The sequence below is a fragment of the Microbispora sp. CSR-4 genome, from assembly GCF_008033685.1.
GTDB lineage: Bacteria > Actinomycetota > Actinomycetes > Streptosporangiales > Streptosporangiaceae > Microbispora.
Genome location: NZ_VJVX01000001.1, coordinates 200,459 through 216,243, shown reverse-complemented (window position 1 = coordinate 216,243; position 15,785 = coordinate 200,459). Strand labels below are relative to the sequence as shown.

General features: G+C 71.6%; 14 protein-coding genes and 1 tRNA gene. 7 read left to right on the top strand and 8 right to left on the bottom strand.

The window, feature by feature from the left end:
• Positions 1–169: 169 nt before the first annotated feature.
• The 5 genes from pyk (at position 170) to FLV34_RS01030 (ending at position 6,433) form a co-directional block, all read left to right on the top strand.
• Positions 170–1,603, top strand: a complete 1,434-nt coding sequence (pyk, locus tag FLV34_RS01050) for a pyruvate kinase (RefSeq protein WP_142645088.1) — start codon at positions 170–172, stop codon at positions 1,601–1,603.
• Positions 1,604–1,770: 167 nt separating this feature from the next.
• Positions 1,771–3,564, top strand: a complete 1,794-nt coding sequence (locus FLV34_RS01045; protein WP_147942164.1) for an ABC transporter ATP-binding protein — start codon at positions 1,771–1,773, stop codon at positions 3,562–3,564.
• Positions 3,561–5,405: an ABC transporter ATP-binding protein gene (locus FLV34_RS01040; RefSeq protein ID WP_142645090.1), complete on the top strand. Its 1,845-nt coding sequence runs from the start codon at positions 3,561–3,563 to the stop codon at positions 5,403–5,405. Before FLV34_RS01045 ends, FLV34_RS01040 begins: the two co-directional genes overlap by 4 nt.
• A 126-nt stretch (positions 5,406–5,531) precedes the next feature.
• Positions 5,532–5,813: a hypothetical protein gene (locus FLV34_RS01035; RefSeq protein ID WP_142645091.1), complete on the top strand. Its 282-nt coding sequence runs from the start codon at positions 5,532–5,534 to the stop codon at positions 5,811–5,813.
• 11 nt (positions 5,814–5,824) lie between these two features.
• Positions 5,825–6,433, top strand: coding sequence for an NAD(P)-dependent oxidoreductase (locus FLV34_RS01030; protein ID WP_187280510.1), 609 nt, complete (start codon positions 5,825–5,827; stop codon positions 6,431–6,433).
• A 16-nt stretch (positions 6,434–6,449) separates the two neighbouring features.
• On the opposite strand, the gene FLV34_RS01025 is transcribed toward FLV34_RS01030, so the two are convergent.
• The 7 genes from FLV34_RS01025 to FLV34_RS00995 all read right to left on the bottom strand — a co-directional run bounded on the left by FLV34_RS01025 (position 6,450) and on the right by FLV34_RS00995 (position 13,346).
• Positions 6,450–6,884 carry a thioesterase family protein gene (locus FLV34_RS01025; RefSeq protein ID WP_168065553.1) on the bottom strand — a complete coding sequence of 145 codons (435 nt, stop codon included), beginning with the start codon at positions 6,882–6,884 and terminating at the stop codon, positions 6,450–6,452.
• Positions 6,881–8,026: an acyl-CoA dehydrogenase family protein gene (locus FLV34_RS01020; protein ID WP_147942162.1), complete on the bottom strand. Its 1,146-nt coding sequence runs from the start codon at positions 8,024–8,026 to the stop codon at positions 6,881–6,883. The genes FLV34_RS01025 and FLV34_RS01020 overlap by 4 nt, the downstream gene beginning before the upstream one ends.
• Positions 8,027–8,101: 75 nt before the next feature.
• Positions 8,102–9,376 carry an ABC transporter substrate-binding protein gene (locus FLV34_RS01015; protein WP_142645094.1) on the bottom strand — a complete coding sequence of 425 codons (1,275 nt, stop codon included), beginning with the start codon at positions 9,374–9,376 and terminating at the stop codon, positions 8,102–8,104.
• On the bottom strand, positions 9,337–10,386 hold the full coding sequence (locus FLV34_RS01010; RefSeq protein ID WP_261985637.1) for a branched-chain amino acid ABC transporter permease: 1,050 nt from the start codon (positions 10,384–10,386) through the stop codon (positions 9,337–9,339). The genes FLV34_RS01015 and FLV34_RS01010 overlap by 40 nt, the downstream gene beginning before the upstream one ends.
• A 229-nt stretch (positions 10,387–10,615) precedes the next feature.
• A complete protein-coding gene (locus FLV34_RS01005) occupies positions 10,616–11,506 on the bottom strand; it encodes a branched-chain amino acid ABC transporter permease (protein ID WP_142645095.1) in 891 nt (296 codons plus the stop codon).
• Entirely contained in the window at positions 11,506–12,402 is an 897-nt protein-coding gene (locus FLV34_RS01000) for an ABC transporter ATP-binding protein (RefSeq protein ID WP_240970791.1), read from the bottom strand. The genes FLV34_RS01005 and FLV34_RS01000 overlap by 1 nt, the downstream gene beginning before the upstream one ends.
• Positions 12,390–13,346: an ABC transporter ATP-binding protein gene (locus FLV34_RS00995; RefSeq protein ID WP_147942161.1), complete on the bottom strand. Its 957-nt coding sequence runs from the start codon at positions 13,344–13,346 to the stop codon at positions 12,390–12,392. Before FLV34_RS00995 ends, FLV34_RS01000 begins: the two co-directional genes overlap by 13 nt.
• Positions 13,347–13,533: 187 nt before the next feature.
• Between FLV34_RS00995 and FLV34_RS00990 the strand changes: the two genes are divergently transcribed.
• A complete protein-coding gene (locus FLV34_RS00990; protein WP_142645097.1) occupies positions 13,534–14,712 on the top strand; it encodes a CdaR family transcriptional regulator in 1,179 nt (392 codons plus the stop codon).
• 77 nt (positions 14,713–14,789) lie between these two features.
• On the opposite strand, the gene FLV34_RS00985 is transcribed toward FLV34_RS00990, so the two are convergent.
• Positions 14,790–14,875 (bottom strand) — tRNA-Leu (locus FLV34_RS00985).
• A gap of 112 nt (positions 14,876–14,987) precedes the next feature.
• On the opposite strand from FLV34_RS00985, the gene FLV34_RS00980 reads away from it, so the two are divergent.
• Positions 14,988–15,584: an ANTAR domain-containing response regulator gene (locus FLV34_RS00980; protein WP_260617025.1), complete on the top strand. Its 597-nt coding sequence runs from the start codon at positions 14,988–14,990 to the stop codon at positions 15,582–15,584.
• The last annotated feature ends 201 nt before the right edge of the window (positions 15,585–15,785 follow it).

Here is a 15,785-nt window from a genome sequence, read left to right as displayed (position 1 = left end):
CTGCGCACGCGGCCAGGGTGAACAGCGCCGTTATTGCCCCCCAAGTCCGGGTACGTCCCATGGCTGCCAAGGCTAGGGCACGCGGGTGATCGCGTGAAGTGTCTGAACATTTGGCGACAGCTGTGTGCGCCCGTCTCTGCAAGTGGTCTGTACCAATTAGGGTAGTGCTGTGAGTCGTCGAGCAAAGATCGTCTGTACCCTCGGGCCCGCCACCTCCTCACCGGAGCGCCTACGCGAGCTCATCAAGGCGGGGATGAACGTCGCCCGCTTCAACCTCTCGCACGGCAGCCACGAGTTGCACAAGGAGGTGTTCGACCGGGTCAGAGCCGCCGCCGACGAGCTGGGCTGCGCCGTGGGCGTCCTCGCCGACCTCCAGGGTCCCAAGATCCGCGTCGGACGTTTCGCCTCCGGTCCCGTACGGCTCGGCTTCGGCGACGTCTTCACGATCACGACCGAGGACGTCCCCGGAGACCGGGACATCGTCTCCACGACCTACGCGGGCCTGCCGGGCGACGTCAAGCCCGGCGACACGATCCTCGTGGACGACGGACGGCTGAACCTCGAGGTGACCGCGGTCGAGGGGCCGCGCGTCGTCACCCGCGTGGTCATCGGCGGCATGATCTCCGACAACAAGGGCCTCAACCTCCCCGGCGTCGCCGTCAGCGCCCCGGCGCTCACGGAGAAGGACGAGGAGGACCTGCGCTGGGCCCTGCGCACCGGCTTCGACATGATCGCCCTGTCGTTCGTCCGGTCGCCGGACGACGCCGCGCTGGTCCACGGGATCATGGAGGAGGAGGGCGTCAGGCTCCCGCTCCTCGCCAAGATCGAGAAGCCGCAGGCCGTCGACCGCCTCGAAGAGATCGTGGACGCCTTCGACGGCGTGATGGTCGCCCGCGGCGACCTCGGCGTCGAGCTGCCGCTTGAGCAGGTGCCGATCGTCCAGCGCCGCATCATCGAGCTGTGCCGCGAGAAGGCCCACCCGGTCATCGTGGCCACCCAGATGCTCGACTCGATGATGAGCGCCCCCCGGCCGACCCGCGCCGAGGCGTCCGACGTCGCGTACGCCGTGATGGACGGCGCGGACGCGGTCATGCTGTCCGGCGAGACCTCGGTGGGCAACTACCCGATCGAGTCGGTCTCCACGATGGCCCGCATCGCGGTAGCCGCCGAGAGCACCACGCTGCAGGCCACCCACACGCTGGACCGCCTGCCCGAGACGACAGGCGGGGCCATCGCCCGCGCCGCCGCCGAGGTCGGCGCGATCGTCGGGGCCAAGGCCCTGGTGGCGTTCACGATGTCCGGCGAGACCGCCCGGCGGCTGGCCCGCTATCGCTCGCCGATCCCGCTGCTGGCGTTCACCTCCAACCCGCAGGTGCGCGGCCAGCTCGCGCTGACGTGGGGCGTGGAGACGTTCGAGGTGCCGTTCGTGCACCACACCGACGACATGGTCCGCCAGGTCGAGGCCTCGCTGCTGTCGCTCGGCGTCTGTGAGAAGGGCGACAAGGTCGTCGTCGTGGCGGGGTCGCCGCCCGGCAACCACGGCTCCACCAACGCCCTGCGCGTCCACACCATCGGTTCGGCGGTCGCCCACCCGTCGAGCTGACCTCCCGGCGCACGCCCGGGTGCCCGGGCCGCATGACCTGGGGCACCCGGCGGCGGGGGAAAACCCCTTGAAGGCGCGGCGTCCTTCGACGGAGCATGGCAGGATCGAGTCGACCTTTCCTGTCAGATGCCGTCGTGCCGGATGCCGGAGGAGCGCTGCGCCCGTTGATGGACTCCCCCCAGGACCCCGGGCCCGGCGCGAGCGGCGGCACTGGTCACAGACCATGGCACTCGCTGTGGCGACTGCGGTCCTACCTGCGCCCGTACGTGCGCAGCCTGGTGGTGAGCTGGGTAGCCGCGCTGCTCGGGATCGCCGCGGGCACGGTGATCCCGCTGGTGAGCAAGGAGATCATCGACGGCCCGGTGGCCCACGGGGACCTCGGCGGGCTGGTCCCGCTCGGGTTGCTGGCCGTCGGCCTCGGCGTCGCCGAGGCCGTTCTCACGTTCGTACGCCGCTGGTCGCAGGCCGGTCCGGTCCTCGGCCTGGAGACCGCGATCCGCGACGACCTCTACCGGCATCTCCAGCGGCTGCCGATGAGCTTCCACGACGGATGGCAGTCGGGGCAACTGCTGTCGAGGGCGACGACGGACCTGTCGACGATCCGCAGGTTCCTCGGCTTCGGCATGCTGTTCCTGATCATGAACATCCTGCAGCTCACCGCGGTCACCGTGGTGCTGCTGCGGATGCACTGGCCGCTCGGCCTGCTCGTCGCCGTCTCCGCCGTCCCGATCGTGGCCCTGTCACTGCGTTTCGAGCGGCGCTACAGGGTCGTCTCCCGGCAGGTGCAGGACCAGCAGGGCGACCTCGCCACGCTGGTCGAGGAGTCGGCCGTGGGCATCCGCACGGTCAAGGCGTTCGGGCGGCGCGAGCACGTGTTCGGGACCTTCGCCGCCGCCGCCCGCGAGATCCGCCGCACCTCGCTGGCGAAGGTGCGGCTGGCCTCCCGGTTCTTCACCTTCCTCGAAGTCGTGCCGAACGTCACGCTCGCCCTCGTCCTCCTGCTCGGCGCGATCGCGGTCGGCGCCGGCGCGCTGACGCTCGGCACCCTGGTCGCGTTCACCACACTGGTGCTCCAGCTCGTGTGGCCGGTCGCCTCGCTCGGCTACATCCTCACGATGGGCCAGGAGGCCATGACCTCCGCCGACCGGGTGATCGAGGTGCTCGACACGGTGCCCGCGATCAGCGGCGGCCCGGCCGTCATCGAGCGTCCGCGCGGCCACGTGCGCTTCGAAGGCGTAGGGTTCCGCTTCCCCGGCGCCGACCGGCCGGTGCTGCGCGACGTGTGGCTGGAGGTGCGGCCGGGGGAGACCGTCGCCCTCGTCGGGGCCACCGGGTCGGGCAAGACGACGCTCACCGCGCTCGTGCCCCGCCTGCTCGACGTCACCGAGGGCCGTGTCACCGTGGACGGGCACGACGTGCGCGACCTGTCGCTGACCTCGCTGCGCTCGGTGGTCGCCACCGCGTTCGAGGAGCCGACGCTGTTCTCCATGAGCGTCCGCGAGAACGTGACGCTGGGCCACGGGCACGCCACCGAGGACGAGATCCGGCAGGCCCTGGAGATCGCGCAGGCGACGTTCGCGTACGACCTGCCGTGGGGGCTCGACACCCGCATCGGCGAGCAGGGGATGTCGCTGTCGGGCGGTCAGCGGCAGCGGCTCGCGCTGGCCAGGGCCGTCCTCGGCAGGCCGCGGGTGCTCGTCCTCGACGACACCCTGTCGGCGCTCGACGTGGAGACCGAGGCGCTGGTCGAGGAGGCGCTGCGGCGGGTGCTCGCCGAGGCGACCGGCATCGTCGTGGCCCACCGCGCCTCGACCGTGCTGCTCGCCAACAGGGTCGCGCTGCTGCGCGACGGCACCGTCACCCACGTCGGCCGCCACGGCGACCTGCTGTCGGCCGTGCCGGAATATCGCGAACTGCTCGCCCAGGACGCCGACCTCGACCCCGAGGGATCGATGCGATGACCCAGCGGCCCGCCGACGACGCGACGGAGACAGACACGTGGCGTGGGGTCGCCGCGGAGGAGCGGGACGAGATCTCCGAGCGGGTCTCCCTGCTGCTGCGCACCCGGTCGCGCCGCCTGCTCGGCGACCTGCTGCGCCCGCACCGCAGGGCGATCGCCGTGCTCACGGCGGTCATCGTGGTGTCCAACGCCGCCGGGCTGGCCCTGCCGTACCTCGTGAAGGCGGGCATCGACGACGGGATCCCGCCCATGCTGCGCGGACAGGGCGCGGGCACGCTGCTCGCGATCGTCGGCGCGCTGCTGGGCGCCACGTTCACCCAGGCGCTCACCCGGCAGGCGTTCCTGCAGATGTCGGGCCGGATCGGCCAGGACATCCTGCTGGAGCTGCGCCGCCGGGTCTTCGACCACTTCCAGCGCCTGTCGCTGTCGTTCCACGAGAAGTACACCTCGGGGCGGGTCATCTCCCGGCTCACCTCCGACGTGGACGCGATCGCGGAGCTGCTCGATTCCGGGTTCGACGGCCTGGTCACGGCCGTGCTCACGCTGTGCGGCACCGCGGTCATGCTGCTCGTGCTCGACGTGCGCCTCGGCCTGGTGGCGTTGCTGCCGCTGCCGGTCCTGCTGCTGTTCACCCGGTGGTTCCGCCGCGAGTCGAGCGTCGCCTATCGCCGTACGCGGGAGGCGGTGGCGCTGGTGATCGTGCACTTCGTGGAGTCGATGACCGGGATCAGGGCGGTGCAGGCGTTCCGGAGGGAGCCGCGCAACCAGGAGATCTTCGCGCGGCTCAACGCGGACTACCGCGCCGCCAACACGCGCGGCATGCGCCTGGTCGCGGTGTTCATGCCCGGCATCAAGCTGATCGGCAACATCACCATCGCCGCAGTCCTGCTGTACGGCGGCCTGCTGGCGCTGCACGGCACGGTCACGGTGGGCGTGCTCGCGGCGTTCCTGCTCTATCTGCGCCAGTTCTACGAGCCGATGCAGGAGATCTCGCAGTTCTACAACGCGCTGCAGTCGGCCGGGGCGGCGCTGGAGAAGCTGTCGGGCGTGCTGGAGGAGCGGCCCTCGGTGGCACCGCCCCGCCGCCCGGTGCCGCTGCCGCGCGCCGCGGGGGCGTTGCGGTTCGAGGCCGTCCGGTTCGCCTATCCCGGCGGCCCGCCGGTGCTTCCACTGCTCGACCTGGAGATCCCCGCCGGGCAGACCGTGGCCGTCGTCGGCACCACGGGCGCGGGCAAGACCACGCTGGCCAAGCTCATCGCCCGGTTCCACGACCCGGTCGCCGGGCGGGTGCTGCTCGACGGCGTGGACCTGCGCGACCTGGACGAGGACACCCTGCGCCGCCACGTTGTGATGGTCACCCAGGAGAACTACCTGTTCAGCGGGACGGTCGCCGACAACGTGCGGTTCGGGCGGCCCGGCGCGCCGGATTCGGAGATCGAGCGGGCCGCCGAGGCCATCGGCGCCCACACGTTCGTCTCCATGCTGCCGGACGGCTACCAGACGCAGGTCGGCAAGCGCGGCGGGCGCATGTCGGCCGGGCAGCGGCAGCTCGTGGCGTTCGCCCGGGCGTTCCTCGCCGACCCCGCCGTGCTGATCCTCGATGAGGCCACCTCCAGCCTCGACGTGCCCAGCGAGCGCCTCGTCCAGCGGGCGCTGCGGACGATCCTCGCCGACCGCACCGCGCTGATCATCGCCCACCGCCTGTCGACCGTGGAGATCGCCGACCGGGTGCTCGTCATGGAGCACGGCCGGATCGTGGAAGACGGCCCGCCGGACCGCCTGATCGCCGGAGCGGGCCGGTTCGCCCGCCTCCACCGCGCCTGGCTCGACAGCCTCGCCTGAGGCCCGCCACCGCGGGCTACTCCCGGCGGCTTAGCCCGTCCGGCCGGGCTGATCCCGGTGGGGTAGCGGCGGATGACTCCATGGGCAGGACGCCGCCGCGCTCCGGCCGGACGAGTATTGGCGGTCATGGAAACCCCACAGAGGTATGTCCACGGGGTGGCGTTGCTGGCCACCGGCCTGCTCGCGGGCGCGTTCGCGTACGGCGCGGCCAACGAGATCCCCACGTTCGGAGCCGTTCCGCTGGACGTGCGCCTGACCTTCCAATGGGCCGCGGGCCCGGTGCCGGCCGGCTACGCCGAGATCTTCCGGCGCTGGGAGCTGTTCCACGACCTGCGCACCCTGACCACGCTGGCCGCCTTCGTCCTGATCGTCGCCGTGGCCGTCGTCAACCGGCCCGCCAACCGCTGAGGAGAACGTCCGTGAACCTCACTCTCATCGGCTCCACCGGCCACACCGGCCGATACGTCCTGGCCGAGGCGCTGCGCCGCGGCCACCGGGTCACCGCCTTCACCCGCAACGCCGCCGCCCTGGAAGCGCGACCGCACGCCGTCGTCGAGGGCGACGGCCGCGACCTGGAGAAGATGCGCACGGCCGTGGCGGACGCGGACGCGGTGATCTCCATCATCAACGGCGGCGACAGCCGCGACCCGCACCGTGCGGCCGAGGCCACCCGCACCGTCATGCGGGCGATGGCCGAGGCCGGGGTCCGGCGGCTGATCGTCACCACCCCCTATCCGATCGTCGCCCGCAGGCCGTTCCTGGTCCTGTGGCTGCTGCGCCGCCTGCTGGCCACCCAGTACGCCGACGCCCGCGACCTGGAGCGGGCCGTGAGCGCCGGCGACCTGGACTGGACCATCGTCAGGCTGACCCGGCTCACCGACCGGCCCGCCACCGGGGCGGTCGTGATCCGCCGCGAGCTGCTGGGCATGCCGCACGCCCTGACCAGGGCGGACGTGGCGGCCACCCTGCTGGACATCGCGCAGGAGGGTCACCTGAGCCGGGTGGCGGTCAACGTCAACGGGCGCTGAGCCCGCCACCCGTAAGTCACGCGTGGGGAAGGAGCAGGCGTTCCATGGCGGGGCGCAGGGGCGGGCCGATCTCCACGGGACGGCGGGTGCGCCGGCCCACGAAGACGTGCGTGAAGTCGCCCTCGGCGACCAGCGTGTCCCCGGCGACCAGCGCGAGCTCGTAGCGGACGCTGGAGCGGCCGAGGCGCCCGATCCGCAGGCCCACGCTGATCACCTGCGGGAAGGACACGGAGGCGTGGTAGGAGCAGCGCGACTCCACGCACAGCCCGATCGCCGGGCCCTCGTGGATGTCCAGCCCGGCCTCCTCGATCAGCCAGGTGTTGATCACGGTGTCCATGAGCGAGTAGTGCACGACGTTGTTGACGTGCCCGTAGACGTCGTTGTCCTTCCATCGGGTGGGCACGTCACGCCAGTGGGGATAGGCCGTCCGGTCGATCACGGGCTCGTTCACAGTCCGAGGTCCCGGCCGATGATCTCGCGCATGATCTCGTTGGACCCCGCCCAGATCCGGGTCACCCTGGCGTCCGCCCAGGCCCGCGCCACGCGATACTCCTTCATGTAGCCGTAGCCGCCGTAGAGCTGCACGCAGGCGTCGATCACCTGGTTCTGCACCTCGGCGGTCCACATCTTGGCCTTGGCCGCGTCGACCGCCGTCAGCTCCCGGGCGGTGTGGGCGGCCACGCACTGGTCGACGTACGCCCGGGTCACCTCCACCTTCGTCACCAGGTCGGCGAGGGTGAACTTGTTGTACTGGAAGCTGCCGATCGCCTGGCCGAACGCCTTGCGCTCCTTCACGTACGACAGGGTCTCGGCGAGCACGGCGGCGGCGTGGGAGATGTTGGTGACCGCGCTGCCGAGCCGTTCCTGGGGGAGGCGCTCCATCATCGCGATGAACCCCCGGTCCACCTCGCCGATCACGTTGGCGGCCGGCACCCGCACGCCTTCGAAGAACAGCTCGGCCGTGTCGGCCTCAGGCTGGCCGACCTTGTCCAGCTTGCGCCCCCGGTGGAAGCCGGGCATGCCCTCCTCGACCGCGAACAGCGTGATGCCCTTGGCCCGCTTCTCCGGGCTGGTGCGCGCCGCCACCACGACGAGGTCGGCCTGGTAGCCGTTCGTGATGAACGTCTTGGAACCATCGATGATCCAGTCGGAGCCGTCCCTTACGGCGGTCGTGCGCAGCGCCGCCAGGTCCGACCCGCCGCTCGGCTCGGTCATGCCGATCGCGGTGATCAGCTCTCCCGAGCAGAACGGCGGCAGCCAGCGCTTCTTCTGCTCGTCCGTCGTCAGCTCCACCAGGTAGGGCGCGACCACGTCGAAGTGGATGCCGAAACTGGACGCCAGAGCCATGCCCACCCCGGCGAGCTCCTCGATGAGCACGGCGTTGAAGCGGTAGTCGCCGGCCGCCGCGCCGTCGTACTCCTCGGGGACCTCCAGGCCGAGGAACCCCTGCCGGCCGGCCTCCCGCCACACCTCGCGGTCGATCAGCCGGCGCTCGATGAACTCCTCGGCCCGCGGGGCGACGGAGCGGATCACGAACTGCCGGACGGAGTCGCGGAATGCCTCGTGGTCCTCGCCGTAGATGGTGCGTCGCATCGATTCTCCAGACGATTGTTCGGTAGGGGGATGCTAGCGATTGACCTCCGGCGCGGACGCGGCGGCCGTCGCCCGTCAGCCCACCGGCACCGGATAGTCCTTCGCCAGCTCGGAGACCTCCGCCTCCCTGAGGACCACCGCGCCGCCGAGCGCCGCCTTGTCGGGCTTGAGCACGTACGACGACCGGGAGGCGGGCTTGTCGAAGAACGTGAAGTCCATCGGCGTGCCGAAGTCGCCGCCGAAGCCCGACTGCGTGCGGTGCGCGGTCAGGACGCCCTCACGGGTGAGGTCCTTGGCCTCGCACGCCTTCTTCATCGCCTCGTCCACGATCATCGCCGCGCTCCAGCCGGTGGGCACGCCGCTGTCGATGGTCTCGCCGGGATACTTCGCCTGGTAGTCGGCCACCAGCCGCTGCATCGACGGGTTCTGGGCGCTGACCGGCGTCCCCGCCGACACGTAGTAGAAGTCCTTCAGCAGGGCAGGCCCGGCCGGGGTCGGGAGAAGCTGCGGAGAGTAGGCCGAGTTGCTGCCGACGAACGGCACGTCCATGCCCTTGGCCAGGGACACCCCGACCAGCGAGGCCGTCTGCCGGGGCCCCACCGAGACGAGCACGGCCTTGACCCCGGCCGCCTTGAACGCCGCCACCTGGGCGCTCATGTCCTGGTCGGTCGCCTTGATCTTCTGCTCGACGATCTGCAGGCCGAGCTTGTCCGCGGCGTACTTCGAGCCGTTGAGCGAGCTCTCGCCGTAGTCGCCCTCGAAGTAGAGGTGCCCGATCTTGTCACCGGACGTGATCCCCTTCTCCTTCACGAGGAACTCGACGGCGTTGATCATGTCCACGTCGTACGTCGTGCCGGTCACCTGGATGGCCCGGCTGCCGAGCAGCGTGGTCGCCCATGCCATCGGGATCGTGAGCAGCTTGTCGCCGTCGATGCGCTGCTTCAGCGCCGTGATCATCGGGGAGCCGATGAACTGGGGGATCGCCGCCGACTTGGGCGCGACCTCGGTGTAGGCCGCCACGGCCTTCTGCGTGTCGTAGCCGTGGTCGCGGACGATCAGCTCGTACTTGCGGCCGCAGACCCCGCCGGCGGCGTTGACCTGGTCGAAGTACAGCTGCTGTGCCTGCGTCAGGCTCTTGCCGAACGACGCGTACGGACCGGTCAGGTCGGTGAGCGCGCTCACGGTGATCGTGGTGGCCGAGACGCCGGGGCCGGTCTTGACCCCGTCGCCGCCGGCCGCCGCCCCGGCGCCGTCGCCTCCGCCCGTGGCCTTGCCGCTCGCGCACGATGAGACGGCCAGGGACAGCAGGGCTAACGCCGCGACGCCGGCGCGGGTGCCGATTTTGCCCATCTGAGCTCCTTGAGTCGAACGCGGCCGAGCCGCGTGGCGAGCCCGGCCAGACCGCCGGGCAGGAACAGCACCACCGCGACGACGGCGGCGCCGTAGAGGATCCGCGCGGCCTCGGCGGGGGAGACCCCGCCGGAACCCGGCTCGGCCACCAGCGGCAGGGCGTCGCTGTAGCGCGTGAGCAGCTGGGGGAGCAGGGAGACGAACGCGGCCCCGGCGACCGCTCCCGCGACCGATCCCAGGCCGCCGATCACGATCATCGCGAGGTAGTCGAGCGACAGCAGCATGCCGAAGTAGTCCGGCACGACCTGCTGGAAGACCAGGGCGACCAGCACCCCGGCGAGCCCGCCGTACATGGACGACAGGACGAACACGCCCGCGCGGTATCGGGCGACGGGGACGCCCATGACCCCGGCGGCGATCTCGTGGTCTCTGATGGTGTTCATCGCCAGCCCGGGACGGCCGCGCAGCACGCCCCTGGCGAACACGGCCGCGCCCACGAGCAGCGCGATCCCGAGGAACCACAGCCGTTCGAGCGAACCGAACGGCACGTTCAGCACCACCAGCTCCGGAGTGTCGGCGAAGACGAGGCCGAACAGCTCCATCGGCGGCACCGGCCGTCCGTTGAAGCCGCCGGTCACCGGTTCGGCGTTGAACAGGATGTGCTGGCCGACGAAGATCAGGGCGAGCGTGGCGATGCCCAGGTAGGCGCCCTTGAGGCGGCCCGCGATCGGGCTGAACAGGCCGCCGCACAGGCCCGCGACGATCACCGCGGCCACGGCCGCGAGCGGCGTCGGGAGGCCCAGGTCGGTCGACAGGGAGACGTAGGAGTACGCCCCGACCGCGAGGAAGAAGGCGTGTCCCAGGGAGAGCTGCCCGGTCGCCCCGGTCAGCAGGTTGATCCCGATCGCGCCGATCGCCGCGGACATCGCGAACAGCCCCGCCTGCAGCCAGAACCCCTCCAGGTAGAAGGGGACCGCGACGGCCACCGTGGCCACCGCGAGCCACAGCACGGACCGGAGGGTCCGTGCCGGGGAACGCAGCACGGACCGGAGGGTCCGTGCCGGGGAACGCAGCACCGACCGGAGGGCGCGTGCCGTGATCCTGGGCGCGGCCGGGCGGGACCGGGACGCGCCGGGTGCGGGCGTCTCTAGTGCGGGCGCTGCTGTCGGGGGCGCTGCTGTCGGGGGCGCTGCCGTCGGGGGCGTGTCGCGTACGGGCGTGGCGGCGTCGGGCGTGGGTTCAGACACGGGCCGGCTCCTTCGTGCCGAACAGCCCGGCGGGCCGCAGCAGCAGGATCACGATCATCACGAGGAACGGCGCGGCGTCGCCGATGCCGCGGCCCAGGAAGGCGAGCTCGCTCTGGTAGCCGCTCATCAGCGTTTCGGTGACGCCCACGATCAGGCCGCCGGCCAGCGCGCCCGTGGTCGAGTCGAGCCCGCCGAGGATGGCCGCGGGGAACGCCTTCATCGCCGCCGCGGCCGTCCCTCTGTCGAGGCCCGGCGTCGGGAACACGCACAGGAACATCGCCGCGACCGCGGCCAGCGCCCCGGCGACGGCCCACGCGCTGAGCGAGACGCGGCCGAGCCGTACGCCCATCAGCGCGGCGGTCTCCGCGTCCTCGGCCGTGGCGCGCATCGCCACGCCCCAGCCGGTGAACTTGAAGGCGAGCAGGAACGCCACGATCAGCGCGGCGGCGACCACGAGGGCCACGACACGGGTCTCGGCGACCGTGACCGGCCCGAAGTGCAGCACCCGGTCGCCCCATGGATCGCCGAGGGCGAGCACCTCGGTGCCGATCTGCCGGGTGAGCTCGGTCGTGAGCAGGATGTCCACGCCGATCGTGACGATGGCCAGCACACCGCGCGAGCCGACGTGCGCCCGCCGCAGGATCAGGAACTCCACCAGCGCGCCGACCACCGCCGCCGCCGCGATCCCGGCCGCCAGCGCCGCCCAGAACCCGATCAGCGGGTGCAGCCGGGCGATCACGTAGCCGCCCGCCAGCAGCAGTGACGCGTGCGTGAAGTTGACCACCTCGGTCGCCTTGAAGATCACCACGAAGCCGAGCGCGATCAGCGCGTACACGGCCCCGACCGAGATCCCGTTGACGAGCAGCTCCAGGAAGACCGCCATCACGCCTCCCCCCGTTCATCGGAGGGGCGGCCGAAGTCGCCGAGATAGGCGCGGACCACCTCGGGGTCGCGCTGGACCTCCTCGGGTGGCCCGTCGGCGATGCGCCTGCCGAAGTCGAGCACGGTCACCGCGTCGGCGATCCGCATGACCATGCCCATGTCGTGCTCGACCAGCAGGATCGAGATGCCGAGGCTCTCGCGCACCGACTCGATGAGGCCGGCCATCTCGCGCCGCTCGCCGCCGTTCATCCCCGCCACCGGCTCGTCCAGCAGGAGCAGCCGCGGCTCCATGCACAGCGCGCGGGCCAGCTCCACCCGCTTCTGCACGCCGTACGGCAGCAGCCCCACGGGGATGGACAGCGCGTCGCCGACGCCCGCGAACTCCGCGATCTCCGCCACCCGCGCGCCGTGCCGTACGGCCTCGTGCCTGGCCGCGGGCAGCCGCAGGCCGGCCGAGACGAAGCCGGCACGGGTCAGGCGGTGCCGCCCGAGCATGAGGTTGTCGCGCACCGTCAGGTGGGGCGACAGGGCGATGTTCTGGAACGTCCGCGCCACGCCCAGCGCGGCCACCTGGTGCGGGCGCAGCGACGTCAGCTCGGCGCCGCCGAAGCGCACGCTGCCCGAGGTGGCGCGGTAGACGCCCGACAGCACGTTGAAGCAGGTGGACTTGCCCGCGCCGTTCGGGCCGATCAGCGCGTGCACGCTGCCGGGGGCCACGGTGAAGCTCACCGCGTCGAGGGCGGTGAGCCCGGCGAAGCGCACCGTCACCTCGCTGACCACGAGCTCCGCCGGGCCGTCGCCGCCGACCGTACCGACCGGTTGGTTTCTCAGGGGTATGCGTCGCCGCCTCGCCGGGTACGCGCGCGGCTCGCCGCGGCGGTGGGTCATGCCGTCCATCTCGCCAGCCTGGTCCTCTCGTGCTTCTCGGTCGCAGAGTCGCGGGCAGAGCCGGTCGCAGAGTCGCGGGCGGAGCCGGTCGCGGAGCCGGTCGCGGAGTCTGGGGCAGGGCCGGGGCCGGTACCGACCGGTCGGTCTGTCTCGGGCGCGCCGACACCGAGATAGCGGCGGCGCACCTCGTCGCTGGCCGCGAGGTCCGCCGCCGGGCCCGACAGCGCCACCTCGCCGACCTCCAGCACGTACGCCCGCTCGGCCAGCGCGAGCGCCATGGCCGCGTTCTGCTCCACCAGCAGCACCGACGTCCCCTGGGCGTTGATCTGCCGCACGGTGTCGGCGATCCGGGCCGCCATCAGCGGCGCCAGCCCGAGCGTGGGCTCGTCGAGCAGCAGCAGCGACGGCCCGGCCATGAGCGCCCGTCCGATCGCCAGCATCTGCTGCTCGCCGCCCGACAGCAGGCCCGCCCGCTGGTGGGCCCGCTCGGCCAGCACCGGGAAGAGCTCGAACACCCGCTCGCGGCCCTCCGCCGCGCGCCTGCCCGGCACGCCCAGCGCTCCGGCGCGGAGGTTCTCGGCCACCGTCATGCGGGCGAACACCCGTCGCCCCTCCGGCACCTGGACCACGCCGCGCCGTACGACCGCCGCGGCCGGCACCCTGTCGAGCCGGAATCCGCCGAAGGCGACCGTCCCCGACGTGATCGCGCCCCGGTGGAACCGCAGCGTCCCCGACACGGCACGCAGCAGCGTCGTCTTGCCCGCGCCGTTCGCGCCGAGCACCGCGGCCACCGTGCCCACGGGCACGGACAGATGGACGCCGCGCAGGGCGCGCACGGGGCCGTATCGCACATCCAGGCCCCTGATATCGAGGCCACCGGTCTCCTCGGGGTCCGCGATCCGCGGGCCCTCGATCCTCGGGCCGTCGGTCTCCGGGCCCGCCTCACCAGACATCCGCGCCTCCTGTGACTTCGATGAAGGCACACCCAACCCACCGTGGTCGAGGGCCGTCCAGCGCCGGACGTCAAGTCGGGACCCCAGCCCATGCCCGCCCGTCGCGCCCTGTGCTCCAGCACAATCCCGCATCACGAAACGAAAACCGAACCTTGTTCCGGACGCTGTGTGCTGGCACATTCGGGGCATGAGGTCCAGGACGGACGCCGAGGTCCGGGAACTGCTGCGGACCTCCGCCGCAGGCCTGCTGGAACGGCTGCCCGAGCTCGCCGACGAGCTGGTGAAGCGCGGCAGGGAAAGCGACGAGGCCTACCGCATGACGGTCCCCTTCGAGGACCACTGGAAGAGCACCCACGAGGGGCTGCGCGTCGGCATCACCGCGATCCTGCAGCCCCGGCACGAACGGCGCGACGTCGCGTACGCCCAGACGGTCGGGCGCAGGCGGGCCGAGTTCGGGCTGCCGCTCGACTCGCTCATGCGCAGCTACCGCCTGGCCGCGCAGGTCACCTGGAACGGCGTCATCGACATCATCGGCGACCAGGGCCAGGAACGGCTGCCCGCCCTGCTGCGCAGCGCCACCCACGTCTGGCACGCCATCGACCGCCAGGCCGTGGCTGCGGCCGACGCCTACCGCCGCCGGGAGAACGAGCTGCTCGGCCGGACCAACCAGCGTGTCAACGCCATGCTCGACGCCCTCCTGGAGGGCCGCGCCGACCCGGCCGTGGCGGGCGTGGCGGCGGGCGCCCTCGGCCTGCCGGAGCACGGCCGCTATGCGGTCGTCACAACGCGGCTGCCCGCGCAGCCCGACCGCGTGCACCGCCCCGACGAGATCGGCGGGCTGCGGTTCCTGTGGCGCATGCGCCCTGACCTGGAGATGGCGGTGGTGCACCTCGGCGACCGGGAGCTGGACGACCTGGTGGCGGCGATCACGCCGGTCGTCTTCGCGAGCGCCGGCGTCAGCCCGGTGGTGGAGAGCCTCGCCGACCTCGGCACGGCCCGCCGCCTGGCGGAGGTGGCCATGCGCACCTGCTCGGGGACCGGGCCGGAGATCGCGCGGCTGGATCAGCGGCTGCCCGCCGCCCTGGTGGTCTGCCAGCCGGAGCTGGCCGGTCACCTCGCGGGCGGCGTCCTCGGCCCGATCATCGCCTCGTCCGACGGCGGCGTGCTGCTCGCGACGCTGGAGGCGTGGCTGCGCTGCGAGGGGTCGGCCGTCCGGGCGGCGGCCGAGCTCTACTGCCACCGCAACACCGTCTTCAACCGCGTGCGCCGCATCGAGCAGCTCACCGGCCGGTCGCTGGCCCGCCCCCTGGACGTCGTCGAGCTGTCCCTCGCCCTCGACGCCGTCCGTCTCCTCCCCGGCACCTGATTTCCCGTATCGGACGTGCCGGTTACACGGGCGCGCGACGATGCCGGACGTGGCCACCGGTTTCCGGCCGTGACTCTTGGTGCCGGAAGCGGGATTCGAACCCGCACGCCCTTTCAGGCGGACGCTTTTGAGGCGTCTATGTCTGCCATTCCATCATTCCGGCGCTTTTATCGGACTATGTCCCGATATGTCCAAGTTTAGAATGATCGACGGGCAGTCGATCATCTTCCACCTGACGTGGTTCTAATGTAGCGGACGTCGGTAACCTCTTGTGCGTGAGTACGCAGCGGCGAGTGGTGATCGCGGAAGACGAGGCGCTGATCCGCCTCGACCTGAAGGAGATGCTCGAAGAGGACGGTTACGCCGTGGTCGGCGAGGCCGGCGACGGCGAGACGGCGGTGAAACTCGCCGTGGAGCTCCGCCCTGACCTGGTGATCCTCGACGTGAAGATGCCCGTGCTGGACGGGATCTCCGCGGCCGAGCGCATCGTCTCGGAACGCATCGCGCCGTGCCTCATTCTCACCGCGTTCTCGCAGCGCGACCTGGTCGAGCGGGCCAGGGACGCGGGCGCGATGGCCTACCTGGTCAAGCCGTTCACCAAGGGCGACCTGGTTCCGGCCATCGAGATGGCGGTGAGCAGGCACGAGGAGATCGCCGCGCTGGAGAAGGAGGTCTCCACGCTGTCGGAGCGGCTGGAGACCAGGAAGCTCGTGGAGCGGGCCAAGGGCCTGCTCATGGCCCAGCACGGGTGGACGGAGCCGCAGGCCTTCCGGTGGATCCAGAAGGCGTCCATGGACCGGCGGATGAGCATGCGCCAGGTGGCCCAGATCGTGGTCAGCGGGAACGGCGGCGAGGCCCAGCCGCCCGCCTGATCACGCCCTGCGGAGCGCGGTTCGGAAGACTCCTGGTCAGGGGCCGTCCCGCTAAGTTGAGGAGTTATTACGACTCCGCATCCAAGTGCGGACAGTTCTGATGCATCCCTGGTCGGGGCTTGCCGCGGCTATGTACCTTTCAGCCATTCGATCGGGACCAGTCGGCAGCGCTGACGATTCCCGGGCCTGGATGAAGGAGAT

What these genes read in the sequence shown, in the direction of transcription:
- FLV34_RS01045 (WP_147942164.1), top strand. Translation starts at nt 1,771, where the DNA reads ATGGACTCCCCCCAGGACCCCGGGCCCGGCGCGAGCGGCGGCACTGGT.
- FLV34_RS01040 (WP_142645090.1), top strand. Translation starts at nt 3,561, where the DNA reads ATGACCCAGCGGCCCGCCGACGACGCGACGGAGACAGACACGTGGCGT.
- FLV34_RS01035 (WP_142645091.1), top strand. Translation starts at nt 5,532, where the DNA reads ATGGAAACCCCACAGAGGTATGTCCACGGGGTGGCGTTGCTGGCCACC.
- FLV34_RS01020 (WP_147942162.1), bottom strand. Translation starts at nt 8,026, where the DNA reads ATGCGACGCACCATCTACGGCGAGGACCACGAGGCATTCCGCGACTCC.
- FLV34_RS01015 (WP_142645094.1), bottom strand. Translation starts at nt 9,376, where the DNA reads ATGGGCAAAATCGGCACCCGCGCCGGCGTCGCGGCGTTAGCCCTGCTG.
- FLV34_RS01005 (WP_142645095.1), bottom strand. Translation starts at nt 11,506, where the DNA reads ATGGCGGTCTTCCTGGAGCTGCTCGTCAACGGGATCTCGGTCGGGGCC.
- FLV34_RS01000 (WP_240970791.1), bottom strand. Translation starts at nt 12,402, where the DNA reads ATGGACGGCATGACCCACCGCCGCGGCGAGCCGCGCGCGTACCCGGCG.
- FLV34_RS00995 (WP_147942161.1), bottom strand. Translation starts at nt 13,346, where the DNA reads ATGTCTGGTGAGGCGGGCCCGGAGACCGACGGCCCGAGGATCGAGGGC.
- FLV34_RS00990 (WP_142645097.1), top strand. Translation starts at nt 13,534, where the DNA reads ATGAGGTCCAGGACGGACGCCGAGGTCCGGGAACTGCTGCGGACCTCC.